The organism is Staphylococcus sp. GDX7P312P (assembly GCF_008385775.1).
GTDB classification, from domain to species: domain Bacteria; phylum Bacillota; class Bacilli; order Staphylococcales; family Staphylococcaceae; genus Staphylococcus; species Staphylococcus haemolyticus.
Genome location: NZ_VUKI01000044.1, coordinates 43,431 through 60,088, shown reverse-complemented (window position 1 = coordinate 60,088; position 16,658 = coordinate 43,431). Strand labels below are relative to the sequence as shown.

Sequence of the window (16,658 nt, the reverse complement as noted above, 5' to 3'; positions counted from 1 at the left end):
GTAGGACGTTGCCAGGCAAATCGTATGGATGCGATGAGCCGATATTGAGACCGGAAAGTCTCTTTTTTTATGCCTAAAATTAAAACCAAAGGTTTAATAAGATATCAACAAATCAAAGTGTGATAGCTTTACGAAAAGTAAGCTTTTAAAGTCGATGAATTAAGAATATGGTTGAAATAGCATTTAACATCATGTAGTATATGTACTATATTAAATATAATAAATATATCATAAAGGAGAACGACGGACAATGAGAATTGGTTTATTATTAATAAGACTTATGTTAGGTATTACATTTACAATACATGGTGCTCAAAAAGTATTTGGTGGCTTTAAAGAGCCAATGGCAATGATGTCTGATTTAGGTTTCCCTGCCTTCTTCGGTGTTATTTTAGGATTATTTGAATTCATCGGAGGCATTTTAATGATTATTGGTTTATTTGCTAATTATATAGCTGCCGGCTTTATCGTAATTATGCTTGGAGCTTTATTTACTGTTCATCTGTCACAAGGTTATATGGCATCTGAACTTGTGATTATACTATTGGTGATGAGTGTAGCTGTATTGATTTCTTATAATTGGAAGAAAGCACTTGAACTTTATTAAGAAACTATTAATGTCTAATTATTATTTAATATAAACGATGGCACGTCGATAAGTTTTTAACTTACCGACGTGCTTTTTTCACTATACAGTTAATGATTTTATTAAAACGTCAGTATGCGCTTTAAGTTTATGATTCGGAATACCACCAAATCCAATAATAAATTTTGGAAGTAGTTCGTTTTCTTCCGCATAATTGTAAACGTTTAATTTTAATTTCAATTTCTCAGCATTGTGGAGGCATTGAGACATTGTAAGTCCATTGTCAACAGTTATAGTAAAATGCATTCCTGTTAAAGCACCTTCGATTTTTAATTGATCTTCGTGTGGCTTCAAACGTTCTAATATATAATTTAGTTTCTCTCTATAAATCTTTCTCATTTTATTTAAATGACGCTCAAAACTTCCAGATGACATGAAGTTAGCAATAATTTGTTGAATATGAACAGGTACTGTGTTGCTTTCTTTATAAGGCATTGACAGATAAGATTGTAATAATTTTTGAGGTAAAACAATATAAGCAATACGGCAACTCGGGTAAAGTGACTTTGAAAATGTACTAATATAAATCACTTTGTCATTTTTATCTAAACTTTGTAAAGCAGGAATAGGTTTACCGTAATATCTAAATTCTGAATCATAATCGTCCTCAATTATATATCGGCTATTTTGTTGATGTGCCCATTTAATTAACTGTGTTCGTTTCTTTAAATTCATGACATATCCTGTAGGAAACTGATGTGACGGTGTTATATAAACAATATCATTATTAGAATTTATGATGTCAGTCATATTAATTCCATCTTTTTCAACTGTTGCCTGTATATAATTATGCTTGTTTTTATCTAAAACATGTTTTATGGGCGGATAACTTGGTTTTTCTATTATAAAAGATGATGTTTTAAGTAAATCTGTAATCATGTTTAGCAGCTGCTCTGTAGAAGATCCAATGACGATTTGATTGGGATGACACGAAACCCCTCTACTATTAAATAGATAATGGGCAATTTGTTGTCGTAAATTTAATTCCCCTTGGATATCTCCTTTTTCTAAAAGTTCTAATTCATTATCTTCAAAGGCTTCTTTTGCATACTTTCGGAAAAGGTTGAGGGGGAAGTATTCTGCATCAATTTCAGCTAAATTAAAAGCATACTTGTATTGTTTGCTCTCAGGTGTCTTAGGTTCGGTTTCTATAAATTGATTATTAATATTGATGACAGGTAATGACTGAATATCGGAAACATAATAGCCAGAACGTGGTTTAGAGTATATAAAACCTTCATCAAGTAGGAGTTGATAGGCGTGTTCAATCGTTGTATGACTAAGAGATAAATGTTCACTTAACTGGCGTTTCGATGGAAATTTGTCTTGTGCTTGGTATTGACCTTCTATAATTTGGTTTTTTAATTGTTCATAAAGTGAGATATATAATTTTTGCTTTTTCATTTTAATAACTGACCCCTAATTTTATAAATAAATTGTACCTTTTTAAATATCAGTTTATAACTTAAAATGAATTTAATCAAATTGGAAAAGGGGTTAATTTTATGTCTAAAATCGTAGGATCAGATCGAGTTAAAAGAGGAATGGCTGAGATGCAAAAAGGCGGCGTTATTATGGACGTTGTTAATGCAGAACAAGCTAAAATTGCAGAAGAAGCTGGCGCAGTTGCGGTTATGGCTTTAGAACGTGTACCATCTGACATCAGAGCAGCTGGTGGAGTAGCACGTAGCGCTAATCCTAAAATTGTTGAAGAAGTAATGAATGCTGTATCAATTCCAGTTATGGCGAAAGCACGTATTGGTCATATTACTGAAGCACGTGTGTTAGAAGCTATGGGCGTAGATTATATTGATGAATCAGAAGTATTAACACCTGCTGATGAAGAATATCATTTAAGAAAAGATCAATTCACGGTTCCTTTTGTATGTGGTTGTCGTAACTTAGGTGAAGCTGCGCGTCGTATTGGTGAAGGTGCTGCAATGTTACGTACTAAAGGTGAACCTGGAACTGGTAACATTGTAGAAGCAGTTAGACATATGAGAAAAGTTAATTCAGAAGTTAGTCGCTTAGTTGTGATGAATGACGATGAAATTATGACTTATGCTAAAGAACTTGGTGCGCCTTATGAAGTTTTAAAACAAATCAAAGATCACGGACGTTTACCAGTAGTTAACTTTGCAGCTGGTGGTGTTGCTACACCTCAAGATGCTGCTTTAATGATGGAATTAGGTGCTGATGGTGTATTTGTTGGTTCAGGTATTTTCAAATCTGAAGATCCTGAGAAATTTGCTAAAGCAATTGTTCAAGCTACAACGCATTACCAAGATTATGAGCTTATTGGCAAATTAGCTTCAGAATTAGGCACAGCAATGAAAGGTTTAGATATTAATCAAATCTCATTAGAAGAACGTATGCAAGAGCGTGGTTGGTAATATATGAAGATTGGTGTATTAGCATTGCAAGGTGCCGTACGTGAACATATCCGTCATATTGAACTTAGTGGTCACGAAGGTATTGCAGTTAAAAAGGTTGAACAATTAGATGAGATAGATGGGTTAATTCTTCCAGGTGGCGAATCTACTACATTGCGAAGATTAATGGATTTATATGGATTTAAAGAAAAATTACAACAATCTGATTTACCAATGTTTGGCACATGTGCAGGTCTTATCGTACTAGCGAAAGATGTCGAAGGTGAAACTGGCTATTTGAAGAAATTAGACATAACTGTTGAACGTAATTCATTTGGACGACAAGTAGATAGTTTTGAAGCAGAGTTAGATATTAAAGGTATTGCTGAAGACATTGAAGGTGTATTTATTAGAGCACCTCATATCGCTAGTGTTGAAGAGGGCGTAGAAATATTAAGCACAGTTGGCGATAAGATTGTAGCAGTAAAGCAAGGCAAATATTTGGGCGTATCATTCCATCCGGAATTAACAGATGATTACAGAGTAACGCAATACTTTATTGATCATATGGTTAAATAAATGAATAATGGCAAGTTTGGGGACGTTTTAAAAGTCTTCAATTTGCAAAAAAATAACCTAGAACTTCTTTATAAATTGGAAGTTCTAGGTTATTTAATTTCGATATTAGATAAAGAAACCAGCAATTGCAGCTGAAATGAATGATACTAATGTTGCACCAAATAATAACTTAAGTCCAAAGCGCGCTACGACATCACCTTTTTCAGAGTTAAGTGATTTAATGGCACCTGAGATAATACCGATTGAACTGAAGTTTGCGAATGATACTAAGAATACAGACGTTACACCTTTCGCATGTTCAGATATATCTTTTAAGTTACCTAATGATTGCATTGCAACAAATTCATTAGATAATAATTTAGTTGCCATAACGGAACCTGATTTAACAGCGTCTTCCCAAGGTACACCAGCTAAGAATGCTAATGGTGCAAAGACAAATCCGATTAATGTTTGGAAGTCCCATTTAATTGCGCCACCTGATACTAAGCTAAATGCACCACTTACTAAACCGTTTAATAATGCGATGATTGCAATATAACCAATTAACATTGCGCCTACGATTACTGCAACTTTGAAACCATCTAAAATGTATTCTCCTAACATTTCGAAGAATGACTGTTTTTTAGTTTCGCTTTCGTCTACTAATAGTTTATCGTCTTCTTCATTAACTTTATAAGGGTTAATGATTGAAGCAATAATGAAACCACCAAATAAGTTTAATACAACAGCTGTAACAACATATTTAGGTTCAATCAATGTGAAGTATGCACCAATAATTGACGCTGATACTGTAGACATTGCTGAAGCTGTTAATGTGTACAAACGTTGTTTAGGTATGTAAGGTAACTGTTGTTTCAATGAAATGAATACTTCAGATTGACCTAAGATTGCAGCAGCAACTGCATTGTATGATTCTAAACGTCCCATACCATTAATTTTAGAAATTAAGAATCCTAAAACATTAATAATCCATGGTAAGATTCGAGTATATTGTAAGATACCAATTAATGCTGAAATAAATACAATTGGTAGTAACACACTGAAGAAGAATGGTGGGTTTTTAGGATCTACGAACTTAAATCCGCCAAACACGAAGTTGACCCCTTCTGCAGCTTTTTGTAATAAGTAGTTAAATCCTTCCGAAATGCCCCCAATAACTGTAATACCTGCTGTCGTTTTCAATAAAATAAACGCGAACACAAGTTGGATAACTAATAAAATACCAACATATTGCCAGCGGATATTTTTTCTGTCAGAGCTAAACAAAAATGCAAGTGCCAAAAAGAAAATTATCCCTATAATCCCAATAAGAATATGCATAATTCTACTCCTTTAAATTTACTTAACTAATATAATACAATAAATTCTTACATGTAACATCAATAATTTTAGAAAATTAAAAAACAAATTGGTTGAAAAAGGTCAAAGATGCTCATATAATATAGTCAAAGAAGGTCAAAAGAGGTGGTAAAACATGCACAACATGTCTGACATCATAGAACAATACATTAAAAAGTTATTCGAAGAAAGTAATGAAGACGTGGTAGAAATTCAACGAGCAAATATTGCTCAACGGTTCGACTGTGTACCTTCTCAATTAAATTATGTCATTAAAACTAGATTCACAAACGAACATGGTTATGAAATAGAAAGTAAACGAGGTGGTGGAGGTTATATCCGAATCACCAAAATTGAAAATAAAGATGCAACGGGGTATATTAATCATCTGTTGCAAATCATTGGGCCATCCATTTCCCAGCAACAAGCTTACTATATTTTAGATGGTTTGCTAGATAAAGGTCTCATTAGTGAAAGAGAAGCAAGAATGATTCAAGTTATAGTTGATCGTGAGACTTTGAAAATGGATGTTGTTGCTCGAGATATTATTAGAGCGAATATTTTAAAACGTTTGTTACCAATCATTAATTTTTATTAATAGAAAAGCGAGGTGTCTATGTGTGCTTTGCGAAAACTGTCATTTAAATGAAGCAGAGGTTAAACTTACAGTAAAAAGTAAAGAAGGCACTTCTGAGAAATGGGTATGTTCTATATGTGCTCAAGGTGAAAACCCTTGGCAACAAAATGAAACGCCATCCCCACATTCTCAGTTTCAAGACGATATTGAAGAAGCATTTGTCGTCAAACAAATATTGCAACATTTGGCAACGAAACATGGTATTAATTTCCATGAAGTAGCTTTTCAAGAAGAGAAGCGATGTCCAACGTGTAAGATGACATTAAAAGATATTGCGCATGTAGGGAAATTCGGGTGTGCAAATTGTTATGCCACTTTCAAAGATGACATCGTAGATATAGTAAGACGCGTTCAAGGTGGACAATTTGAACACGTAGGTAAAACACCTCGTTCTTCTCACAAGAAACTTGCCATCAAGAAACAAATTGAGGAAAAAACAAAGTATCTTAATGTACTAATAGATGAACAAAACTTTGAAGAAGCTGCAATCGTTAGAGACGAAATAAAAGCCTTGAAAGACGAGAGCGGGGTGGAACGCAATGAGTGATATGAATGCACATATCAGTGAATGGATGAAGGAAACTGAAGAATCTCCAATTGTTATGTCATCAAGAATTCGATTGGCTAGAAACTTAGAAAATCACGTTCACCCACTCATGTTTCCATCAGAACAAGATGGCTTCAGAGTTATAAATGAAGTACAAGATGTATTGCCTGATTTAGATCTAATGCGTTTGGATACAATGGATCAACAAAACAAAATGAAACTTGTTGCAAAACATTTAATTAGTCCTGAACTGATTAAACAACCCGCATCAGCAGTGTTATTGAATAAAGATGAATCAATAAGCATTATGATTAATGAAGAAGATCATATACGCATACAAGCAATGGGCACCGATTTATCTTTACAAGACTTATATAACAAAGCTAGTGAGATTGATGATACGTTAGATCAATCACTAGACATTAGTTATGATGAACATTTAGGATATTTAACTACGTGTCCAACAAACATTGGTACAGGTATGCGAGCAAGTGTGATGTTACACTTGCCAGGATTATCCATTATGAAACGTATGAATCGTATTGCACAGACAATTAATCGTTTCGGTTTTACAATTCGAGGTATATATGGAGAAGGCTCGCAAGTGTATGGCCATATTTATCAAATCTCAAATCAATTAACACTTGGTAAGACTGAAGATGAAATCATAGATAATTTAACTGAAGTTGTTCAACAAATCATAAATGAAGAAATGCAAATTCGTGAACGTTTAACTCAATACAATGAATTAGAAACGCTAGACCGTATTTATCGGTCATTGGGTATTTTACAAAATAGTCGAATCATTTCAATGGAAGAAGCTTCTTATCGTTTAAGTGAAGTGAAATTAGGTATCGATTTAGGGTATTTAACATTGAGTGATTTTAAATTTAATGAATTAATGGTAAGTATTCAATCAGCGTTTATCTATAACGATGAAGATGAAACAATCTCTGTAAATGAAAAGAGAGCAAATATATTAAGAGAATATACTCAATAGGAGGTACAAAAATATATGCTATTTGGTAGATTAACTGAACGTGCACAACGTGTCCTAGCACACGCACAAGAAGAAGCAATACGTTTAAATCATTCTAATATAGGTACAGAACATTTGTTATTAGGTTTAATGAAAGAACCAGAAGGTATTGCTGCTAAAGTATTAGAAAGCTTTAATATTACCGAAGATAAAGTGATTGAAGAAGTCGAAAAATTAATCGGTCACGGACAAGATCAAACAGGAACATTGCATTATACACCAAGAGCTAAGAAAGTAATTGAACTTTCAATGGATGAAGCAAGAAAGTTACACCATAACTTTGTAGGTACAGAACACATATTACTAGGTTTAATTCGTGAAAATGAAGGCGTAGCTGCTCGTGTATTTGCTAATCTTGATTTAAATATTACGAAAGCGCGTGCCCAAGTCGTCAAAGCGCTAGGTAGTCCTGAAATGAGCAATAAAAATGCTACAGCAAATAAATCAAATAATACCCCTACATTAGATGGATTAGCACGTGATTTAACTGTCATTGCCAAAGATGGAACGTTAGATCCAGTTGTTGGTAGAGATAAAGAAATTACTCGTGTAATTGAAGTGTTAAGTCGTCGTACTAAAAACAATCCTGTACTAATTGGTGAACCCGGTGTAGGTAAAACTGCAATTGCAGAAGGCCTTGCTCAAGCTATTGTTAATAATGAAGTACCTGAGACACTTAAAGGTAAACGCGTGATGTCACTTGATATGGGAACAGTTGTAGCTGGAACTAAATATCGTGGTGAATTTGAAGAACGTTTGAAAAAGGTAATGGAAGAAATTCATCAAGCTGGTAACGTAATCTTATTCATTGATGAATTACACACATTAGTTGGTGCTGGTGGAGCTGAAGGCGCAATCGATGCGTCAAATATATTAAAACCAGCATTAGCACGTGGTGAATTACAATGTATCGGTGCGACAACATTAGATGAATATCGTAAAAACATCGAGAAAGATGCAGCGTTAGAACGTCGTTTCCAACCTATTCAAGTTGATGAACCAACAGTTGAAGACACAATTGCAATTTTAAAAGGATTACGTGATCGTTATGAAGCACATCACCGCATCAATATTTCAGATGAAGCACTTGAAGCGGCTGCTAAATTAAGTGATCGTTATGTATCAGATCGTTTCTTACCCGATAAAGCGATTGATTTAATTGATGAAGCAAGTTCAAAAGTAAGACTGAAAAGTCATACAACACCAAATAACTTGAAAGAAATTGAGCAAGAAATTGAAAAAGTAAAAAATGAAAAAGACGCAGCAGTTCATGCTCAAGAATTTGAAAATGCTGCTAATTTACGTGATAAACAAACTAAACTTGAAAAACAATATGAAGATGCCAAAAATGAGTGGAAAACAACTCAAGGCGATCAATCCACTTCTCTATCTAAAGAAGATATTGGTGAAGTCATTGCAGGTTGGACAGGTATCCCGCTGACAAAAATTAATGAAACTGAATCAGATCGATTATTAAATCTTGAACAAACGTTACATGATAGAGTTATAGGCCAAAATGATGCTGTAACTTCTATTAGTAAAGCGGTACGCCGTGCTCGTGCAGGATTGAAAGATCCTAAACGTCCAATCGGTAGTTTTATCTTCTTAGGTCCAACAGGTGTAGGTAAAACAGAATTAGCTAGAGCATTAGCAGAATCAATGTTTGGTGAAGAAGATGCAATGATTCGTGTTGATATGAGTGAGTTTATGGAAAAACATGCTGTGAGTCGTTTAGTTGGAGCGCCTCCAGGCTATGTAGGTCATGATGAAGGTGGCCAATTAACTGAAAAAGTAAGACGTAAACCATACTCAGTTATCTTATTTGATGAAATCGAAAAGGCGCATCCAGATGTATTTAATATTCTATTGCAAGTTCTAGACGATGGTCATTTAACTGATACAAAAGGACGTCAAGTTGATTTCCGAAATACAGTGATTATCATGACTTCAAATGTCGGTGCACAAGAATTACAAGATCAACGTTTTGCTGGTTTCGGTGGCGGTTCTGAAGGTCATGACTATGAAACAATTCGCAAGACTATGATGAAAGAATTGAAAAATTCATTCCGTCCAGAGTTCTTAAACCGTGTTGACGACATCATCGTATTCCATAAACTTTCTAAAGATGAATTGAAAGAAATCGTTACAATGATGGTTAATAAACTAACACAACGACTATCTGAGCAAGATATTAATATTGTTGTAACTGATAAAGCAAAAGAAAAAATTGCTGAAGAAGGCTATGATCCAGAATACGGTGCCCGTCCATTAATCAGAGCTATTCAAAAAACAGTTGAAGATAACTTGAGTGAATTAATTTTAGACGGTAACCAAATTGAAGGTAAAGAAGTTGTCATCGACCATGATGGTGATGAATTTAAATATAATATCAATGAAAAAAATAATGGTATTTCAGATGAAGGCAACGAAGTAACTGAAACTGAAGCATAATACAATAAAATTAATGTTAAATATATAAGCTGAGACATATCATATTCGAATGTCTCAGCTTTAATTTTTTTGATTTCAATGAATCAATTTTAATCATTATAAGTATTAATCATCACTAAAATAAATAGAATCAAATTTATACTAATTTACTTAAGTTTACATTTGTCATTGTGCAACGTTACATATAAAATAGATTTGTTCAAAGAAAAATCGGGGGTGCAATTTTGGCCAAAAAGAAAGTAATTTTTGAGTGTATGGCTTGCGGCTATCAATCTCCAAAATGGATGGGAAAGTGTCCTAATTGTGGGTCATGGAATCAAATGGAGGAAATTGTTGAAAAAGCTTCAAATCCCAAACACGGCGTAAAGACATCAACGTCTAGTGCAAAAGTCCAGAAATTAAATGATATTAAGAATGAAGTGACACCGAGAGTTCAGACAGAATCAAAAGAGTTCAACCGCGTTTTAGGCGGTGGCATTGTAAGTGGTTCTTTAGTGTTAATAGGTGGAGATCCTGGTATTGGTAAATCAACGTTATTACTGCAAATTTGTGCATCATTGTCACAAAAATTAAATGTACTGTATATTACAGGTGAAGAATCACTAAATCAAACTAAATTACGTGCCGATCGACTAGATGAAGATTCGAGTAATTTAAATGTGTTAGCAGAAACAGATTTAGAGGTAATACATCAAACAGTTCAACAAGCACAACCTGATATTTTAGTTGTGGATTCTATTCAAACAATATATCATCCTGAAATTAGTTCGGCACCTGGTTCTGTGTCTCAAGTTAGAGAGAGTACACAGAGTTTAATGAATATTGCTAAACAAATGAATATTGCAACATTTATCGTCGGACATGTTACAAAAGAAGGTCAAATTGCAGGACCGCGTCTATTAGAACATATGGTTGATACTGTACTGTACTTTGAGGGAGATGAGCATCATGCTTATCGTATCTTGAGAGCGGTTAAGAACCGTTTTGGTTCTACTAATGAAATGGGCATTTTTGAGATGAAACAAAGCGGATTAAAAGGCGTTCAAAATCCTTCTGAAATGTTCTTAGAGGAACGTTCTACCAATGTGCCGGGATCAACGATTGTAGCAACAATGGAAGGTACACGACCTCTATTAATAGAAGTTCAGGCCTTAGTGACGCCTACAACATTTAATAATCCTAGACGTATGGCAACGGGTATAGATCATAATCGTTTGAGTTTATTAATGGCTGTATTAGAGAAAAAAGAAAACTATTTATTACAACAACAAGATGCATATATTAAAGTAGCTGGTGGCGTTCGATTGACAGAGCCGGCAGTTGATTTAAGTGTTATAGTAGCAACAGCTTCAAGTTTTAAAGATAAAGCAGTAGATGGGCTTGATTGTTATATTGGAGAAGTAGGTTTGACCGGTGAAGTGAGACGTGTTTCTCGAATTGAACAACGTGTTCAAGAAGCAGCTAAATTAGGATTTGAACGTGTTATTATTCCACAGACAAATATCGGTGGATGGCAATTTCCTGAAGGCATTAAAGTAGTAGGAGTGTCTACAGTACATGATGCACTAAAATATGCATTCAAATCGTAAATAAAGTGAAAAAGAGGTGAGACTTATGAAAGTACTAAAAGGAATTGTAATCATCATATATATTATTCTAGGTGCTGCACTTGGTATTTTGCTGATACCTGAAATACTCAAGGATTTTAATATTGATGGTTACCCATTTTTACATAACTATTATATTGATGGCTTAATTGGAATAGTAGTATTTTTCTTGATTTTTGGCTTCTTTATTAATAAAGTTACGAAAACTTTTAAAGCCATTGAACATTGGATTATGCAACGTAGTGCTGTTGAAATTTTATTTGCAACACTTGGACTTATCATTGGATTATTTATATCAGTTATGGCTTCGTTTATTCTAGAAATGATTGGAAACACGATATTAAATCATCTAGTACCACTTATTATTACATTATTGCTATGTTATTTAGGTTTCCAATTTGGTTTAAAAAAGCGTGACGAAATGTTGATGTTCTTGCCGGAAAATATGGCACGCTCTATGTCTAAAAGTAATATTAGTGCTGTACCTAAACTTTTAGATACAAGTGCAATTATCGATGGACGTATTTTAGATGTCATTCGTTGTGGTTTTATAGATGGTGAAATCCTTATCCCGCAAGGTGTTATTAATGAACTTCAAGTTGTAGCTGATGCGAATGATAGTGTGAAACGTGAGAAAGGACAACGCGGTTTAGATATATTAAATGAATTGTATGACTTAGAGTATCCTACACGCGTGATACATCCACAAAAGTCTCACAGTGATATTGATGAACTATTGGTAAAGTTAGCACAGACTTATCATGCGCATGTGATTACTACCGATTTTAATTTAAATAAAGTATGTCACGTCCAAGGAATTAAAGCTTTAAATGTAAACGACTTATCTGAAGCAATTAAACCGAATGTTCATCAGGGTGACCGTATTAATATTCTATTGACTAAAATGGGTAAAGAGCCTGGTCAAGGTGTAGGCTATTTAGATGACGGCACAATGGTAGTCGTTGACAATGCGAAATCACTTGTAGGTAAACATGTAGATTTAGAAGTCATCAGTTTATTACAAACATCATCAGGACGTATTATTTTCGCTAAAAAAATAGACGATTCAGAGTAATGATAAATATGTTCTTTAAACTTAGAGATTAAGAAGATACGTTCAATTATAAAAAAATTAAATTATTGTAAGTGATTAGGTTTCATGTGAAACGCTAAATGTGGAGGGCACTCTTTTCAAGAAGCGAAGCATGGAACCTATTTACATAAAGTAGATGTATGAATTAATGATAATCTATAGCGTAAACAAGTGACTTATCAAAGCATTGATTTAGTGCTACAATAATGAAGAAATGCGAACTTTTATCTAAGGGTAATGTAAAGTGGAAAGTTATTCGGGAACATGTCTAAAATGATAGTTTAGAATAGCTTTTTTCTAATGGTTTGAAGATGTTTCTTACTGGCGTAGAACGACTCGGTTAGAGTGTAAAGTTTGTAGCCTGTATTAGATAAAGCGTATAAATTCGAAGTTAAAACATAACTAATATTTATAGGAGTGAATACGATGAGTGAACGCATTAGAGTGAGATATGCGCCAAGTCCAACTGGATATTTACACATTGGTAATGCAAGAACTGCATTATTTAATTATTTATTTGCTAAGCATTATGATGGTGATTTCGTAGTGCGTATTGAAGATACGGATAGTAAACGTAACCTTGAAGATGGTGAGTCATCTCAATTTGATAACTTAAAATGGTTAGGATTATATTGGGACGAATCAATCGATAAAGACAAAGGTTATGGACCTTATCGTCAATCAGAACGTGGTGATATCTATAATCCACTTATTCAACAATTATTGGACGAAGATAAAGCGTACAAATGTTACATGACTGAAGAAGAGCTTGAAAAAGAACGTGAAGAACAAATCGCACGTGGTGAAATGCCTCGTTACGGTGGTCAACATGCACATTTAACTGAAGAAGAACGTCAACAGTTTGAAGCTGAAGGTCGTCGCCCATCAATTAGATTCCGTGTGCCTCAAGATCAAACGTATACGTTTAATGATATGGTTAAAGGTGAAATTTCATTCGATTCAAACAATATAGGTGATTGGGTTATCGTTAAAAAAGATGGCATCCCTACTTATAACTTTGCTGTAGCTATCGATGATCATTACATGGAAATTTCCGATGTTATTCGTGGTGATGATCACGTTTCTAACACACCAAAACAACTTATGATTTATGAAGCATTTGGTTGGGAAGCGCCACGCTTTGGTCATATGTCGCTAATTGTTAATGAAGAACGTAAAAAATTAAGTAAACGTGATGGCCAAATTTTACAATTTATTGAGCAATATCGTGATTTAGGTTACTTGCCAGAAGCGTTATTTAACTTTATTACATTATTAGGTTGGTCTCCAGAAGGAGAGGAAGAAATCTTTTCTAAAGAAGAATTTATTAAAATCTTTGATGAAAAACGTCTTTCTAAATCACCAGCAATGTTCGATAGACAAAAATTAGCATGGGTTAATAACCAATATATGAAAACAAAAGATACTGACACAGTATTTGAACTTGCATTGCCTCATCTTATTAAAGCTAATTTAATCCCAGAATCTCCAAGTGAAGATGATAAAGAATGGGGTCGCAAATTAGTGGCACTATATCAAAAAGAAATGAGCTATGCAGGCGAAATTGTACCTTTATCTGAAATGTTCTTCCATGAGATGCCTGAATTAGGAGAAGAAGAACAAGAAGTCCTTAATGGAGAACAAGTTCCTGAATTGATGACACATTTATATGGTAAGTTAGAAGCTTTAGAACCATTTGAAGCGGCTGACATTAAGAAAACAATTAAAGAAGTACAAAAAGAAACAGGTATTAAAGGTAAACAATTATTCATGCCTATTCGTGTTGCCGTAACTGGTCAAATGCATGGTCCTGAATTACCTAATACAATTGAAGTATTAGGTAAAGATAAAGTACTTTCACGATTGAAAAAATTCGTGTAAAGGACATCAGGCAAGTTGCGCGAATGAGATGCTAATTTAACTTATCTAACACTTGAAATTTTACATTAAAGCAAATATGATAAAGTTAAAGATGGCGAAGCCATTTTGGTATGAGTATTTAAAGACGAAGGATTAGTAAATATTGGACTATGATATCAGAGAGTGTACGGTTGCTGTGAGTACGCCATAGACGATGTTGAATGCACCTTTGTATAATCAACTAAATATAGTAAATGAGTATGATAAAGTGAATCTAGTAACCTATAGTTATATAGATATACTAGCTTGCATTTATCTAGAATACAGAGTGGAACCGTGCAGTAGCGCCTCTAGCATCTTAAGTGTTAGGGGCGCTAATTATTTTATTTAGAATGTATTTAAGTATTTTGCTATTAAATTTGGAAATTTTTAAACTTTTTAAAAAACTGAGGGGGCGACAGTCTTGATAAAAAGAATGAGAGACGATGTGAAAATGGTATTTGAACAAGACCCAGCAGCTCGTACAACATTTGAGGTTATTACAACATATGCTGGATTACATGCAGTTTGGAGTCACCTTATTGCACATAAATTATATAATAAGAAACGCTATGTATTGGCGAGAATTATATCTCAAGTATCACGTTTCTTTACAGGTATTGAAATACATCCGGGCGCGAAAATTGGCAAGCGCTTATTTATAGACCATGGTATGGGTGTAGTAATTGGTGAGACTTGTACAATTGGTGATAATGTGACTATTTATCAAGGTGTAACACTGGGTGGTACGGGCAAAGAAAAAGGAAAACGTCACCCTGATATTGGTGATAATGTATTAATCGCAGCTGGGTCAAAAGTGTTAGGTAATATTCAAATTGATTCGAATGTGAATATTGGTGCGAATTCAGTGGTATTACAATCAGTTCCAAGTTACACGACTGTAGTCGGTATTCCGGGGCATATTGTTAAACAAGAGGGTAAACGTATCGGTAAAACATTTGATCACCGTAATTTACCTGACCCTTTATATGAACAAATTAAGCAACTAGAAAAACAACTTGAAAAAGCGAAGAACGGAGAGATTAAAGATGATTACATTATATAATACATTAACGCGTCAAAAAGAGACATTTGAACCTATCGAACCAGGTAAGGTGAAAATGTATGTCTGTGGTCCGACAGTATACAATTATATTCACATTGGTAATGCACGTCCTGCCATAAATTATGATGTTGTACGTAGATATTTTGAATATAAAGGATACGAAGTGATTTATGTTTCAAACTTCACAGATGTAGACGATAAATTAATAAACCGTTCTAAGGAATTGAATGAGAGTGTACCGGATATTGCAGATAGATACATTAAAGCGTTTTATGAAGATGTTGGTGCATTAAACGTTAAGAAAGCGACTTCGAATCCACGTGTAATGAATCATATGGATGAGATTATTGATTTTATTAAAGAGCTAGTTGATGAAGGTTACGCCTATGAGAGTGACGGCGATGTCTACTTCAGAACACGCAAATTTGAAGGTTACGGTAAATTAAGCCATCAGTCATTAGATGATTTAAAGGTAGGAGCAAGAATAGAAGCTGGGGAACAAAAAGAAGATGCGTTAGACTTTACTTTATGGAAAAAAGCAAAACCAGGTGAAATTAGTTGGGAAAGTCCTTTTGGTGAAGGGCGTCCAGGTTGGCATATTGAATGTTCAGTAATGGCGTTTCATGAACTAGGCAAAACAATTGATATTCATGCTGGTGGTTCTGACTTACAATTCCCTCATCACGAAAACGAAATTGCGCAATCAGAAGCGCATAATCATGCCCCATTTGCTAATTACTGGATGCATAATGGTTTTATAAATATAGATAACGAGAAAATGAGTAAATCGTTAGGTAACTTTATACTAGTTCATGACATCATAAAAGAAGTAGATCCTGACGTACTGCGATTCTTCATGATTAGCGTACATTATAGAAGTCCTATTAACTATAATCTAGAACTTGTTAATGCAGCTAAGAGTGGTTTAGAACGCATTCGTAATAGCTATCAATTAATAGAAGAACGTGAAACAATCGCGACAGACATCGTTGACCAATCTAAATATATCGAACAAATTGATGCTATTTTAGAGCAATTTGAGACAGTAATGGATGATGATTTCAATACTGCTAATGCTGTTACGGCTTGGTACGATTTATCTAAACTTGCGAATAAATATGTTTTAGAGAACAATACATCTACTCAAGTCATTTCTCGATTCAAAGAAGTTTATCAGATATTTAGTGATGTACTTGGAGTTCCACTAAAAGGTAATAAATCAGATATGTTACTTGATGAAGATATTGAAAAGCTCATCGAAGAACGTAATGAAGCGCGTAAAAATAAAGACTTTGCACGTGCAGATGAAATAAGAGACATGCTTAAAGAACAAAACATTATATTAGAGGATACGCCACAAGGTGTGCGCTTTAAACGTGGATAA

At 34.2% G+C, this 16,658-nt stretch carries 14 protein-coding genes; 12 read left to right on the top strand and 2 right to left on the bottom strand.

The window, feature by feature from the left end:
• The first annotated feature begins 250 nt into the window (after positions 1 to 250).
• The gene (locus F1592_RS11290; protein WP_053017891.1) at positions 251 to 607 is read left to right on the top strand and encodes a DoxX family protein; all 357 of its coding nucleotides are present in this window, start codon (positions 251 to 253) and stop codon (positions 605 to 607) included.
• Positions 608 to 688: 81 nt separating this feature from the next.
• On the opposite strand, the gene pdxR is transcribed toward F1592_RS11290, so the two are convergent.
• Positions 689 to 2,050 carry a MocR-like pyridoxine biosynthesis transcription factor PdxR gene (gene pdxR, locus F1592_RS11285; RefSeq protein ID WP_107609770.1) on the bottom strand — a complete coding sequence of 454 codons (1,362 nt, stop codon included), beginning with the start codon at positions 2,048 to 2,050 and terminating at the stop codon, positions 689 to 691.
• A gap of 101 nt (positions 2,051 to 2,151) precedes the next feature.
• On the opposite strand from pdxR, the gene pdxS reads away from it, so the two are divergent.
• Together pdxS and pdxT are read left to right on the top strand one after the other, a co-directional pair.
• Entirely contained in the window at positions 2,152 to 3,039 is an 888-nt protein-coding gene (pdxS, locus tag F1592_RS11280; RefSeq protein ID WP_011276742.1) for a pyridoxal 5'-phosphate synthase lyase subunit PdxS, read from the top strand.
• 3 nt (positions 3,040 to 3,042) lie between these two features.
• Positions 3,043 to 3,597: a pyridoxal 5'-phosphate synthase glutaminase subunit PdxT gene (gene pdxT / locus F1592_RS11275; protein WP_037552097.1), complete on the top strand. Its 555-nt coding sequence runs from the start codon at positions 3,043 to 3,045 to the stop codon at positions 3,595 to 3,597.
• A 105-nt stretch (positions 3,598 to 3,702) separates the two neighbouring features.
• On the opposite strand, the gene F1592_RS11270 is transcribed toward pdxT, so the two are convergent.
• On the bottom strand, positions 3,703 to 4,917 hold the full coding sequence (locus F1592_RS11270; protein WP_053017889.1) for a NupC/NupG family nucleoside CNT transporter: 1,215 nt from the start codon (positions 4,915 to 4,917) through the stop codon (positions 3,703 to 3,705).
• 154 nt (positions 4,918 to 5,071) lie between these two features.
• Between F1592_RS11270 and F1592_RS11265 the strand changes: the two genes are divergently transcribed.
• The 9 genes from F1592_RS11265 to cysS all read left to right on the top strand — a co-directional run bounded on the left by F1592_RS11265 (position 5,072) and on the right by cysS (position 16,658).
• Positions 5,072 to 5,533, top strand: coding sequence for a CtsR family transcriptional regulator (locus F1592_RS11265; RefSeq protein ID WP_011276739.1), 462 nt, complete (start codon positions 5,072 to 5,074; stop codon positions 5,531 to 5,533).
• 22 nt (positions 5,534 to 5,555) lie between these two features.
• The gene (locus F1592_RS11260; RefSeq protein ID WP_011276738.1) at positions 5,556 to 6,119 is read left to right on the top strand and encodes a UvrB/UvrC motif-containing protein; all 564 of its coding nucleotides are present in this window, start codon (positions 5,556 to 5,558) and stop codon (positions 6,117 to 6,119) included.
• Complete coding sequence (locus F1592_RS11255) at positions 6,112 to 7,119, top strand: protein arginine kinase (RefSeq protein ID WP_053017888.1); 1,008 nt, start codon at positions 6,112 to 6,114, stop codon at positions 7,117 to 7,119. The genes F1592_RS11260 and F1592_RS11255 overlap by 8 nt, the downstream gene beginning before the upstream one ends.
• Before the next feature lie 15 nt (positions 7,120 to 7,134).
• Positions 7,135 to 9,609: an ATP-dependent Clp protease ATP-binding subunit gene (locus F1592_RS11250; RefSeq protein WP_016931338.1), complete on the top strand. Its 2,475-nt coding sequence runs from the start codon at positions 7,135 to 7,137 to the stop codon at positions 9,607 to 9,609.
• A 224-nt stretch (positions 9,610 to 9,833) separates the two neighbouring features.
• On the top strand, positions 9,834 to 11,198 hold the full coding sequence (gene radA, locus F1592_RS11245) for a DNA repair protein RadA (RefSeq protein ID WP_053017886.1): 1,365 nt from the start codon (positions 9,834 to 9,836) through the stop codon (positions 11,196 to 11,198).
• Positions 11,199 to 11,223: 25 nt separating this feature from the next.
• The gene (locus F1592_RS11240; RefSeq protein ID WP_046309758.1) at positions 11,224 to 12,291 is read left to right on the top strand and encodes a PIN/TRAM domain-containing protein; all 1,068 of its coding nucleotides are present in this window, start codon (positions 11,224 to 11,226) and stop codon (positions 12,289 to 12,291) included.
• A 444-nt stretch (positions 12,292 to 12,735) separates the two neighbouring features.
• Positions 12,736 to 14,190, top strand: coding sequence for a glutamate--tRNA ligase (gene gltX, locus F1592_RS11235; RefSeq protein ID WP_053017885.1), 1,455 nt, complete (start codon positions 12,736 to 12,738; stop codon positions 14,188 to 14,190).
• Positions 14,191 to 14,644: 454 nt separating this feature from the next.
• Positions 14,645 to 15,274 carry a serine O-acetyltransferase gene (gene cysE, locus F1592_RS11230; protein WP_172458793.1) on the top strand — a complete coding sequence of 210 codons (630 nt, stop codon included), beginning with the start codon at positions 14,645 to 14,647 and terminating at the stop codon, positions 15,272 to 15,274.
• A complete protein-coding gene (gene cysS, locus F1592_RS11225) occupies positions 15,258 to 16,658 on the top strand; it encodes a cysteine--tRNA ligase (protein ID WP_033079759.1) in 1,401 nt (466 codons plus the stop codon). Before cysE ends, cysS begins: the two co-directional genes overlap by 17 nt.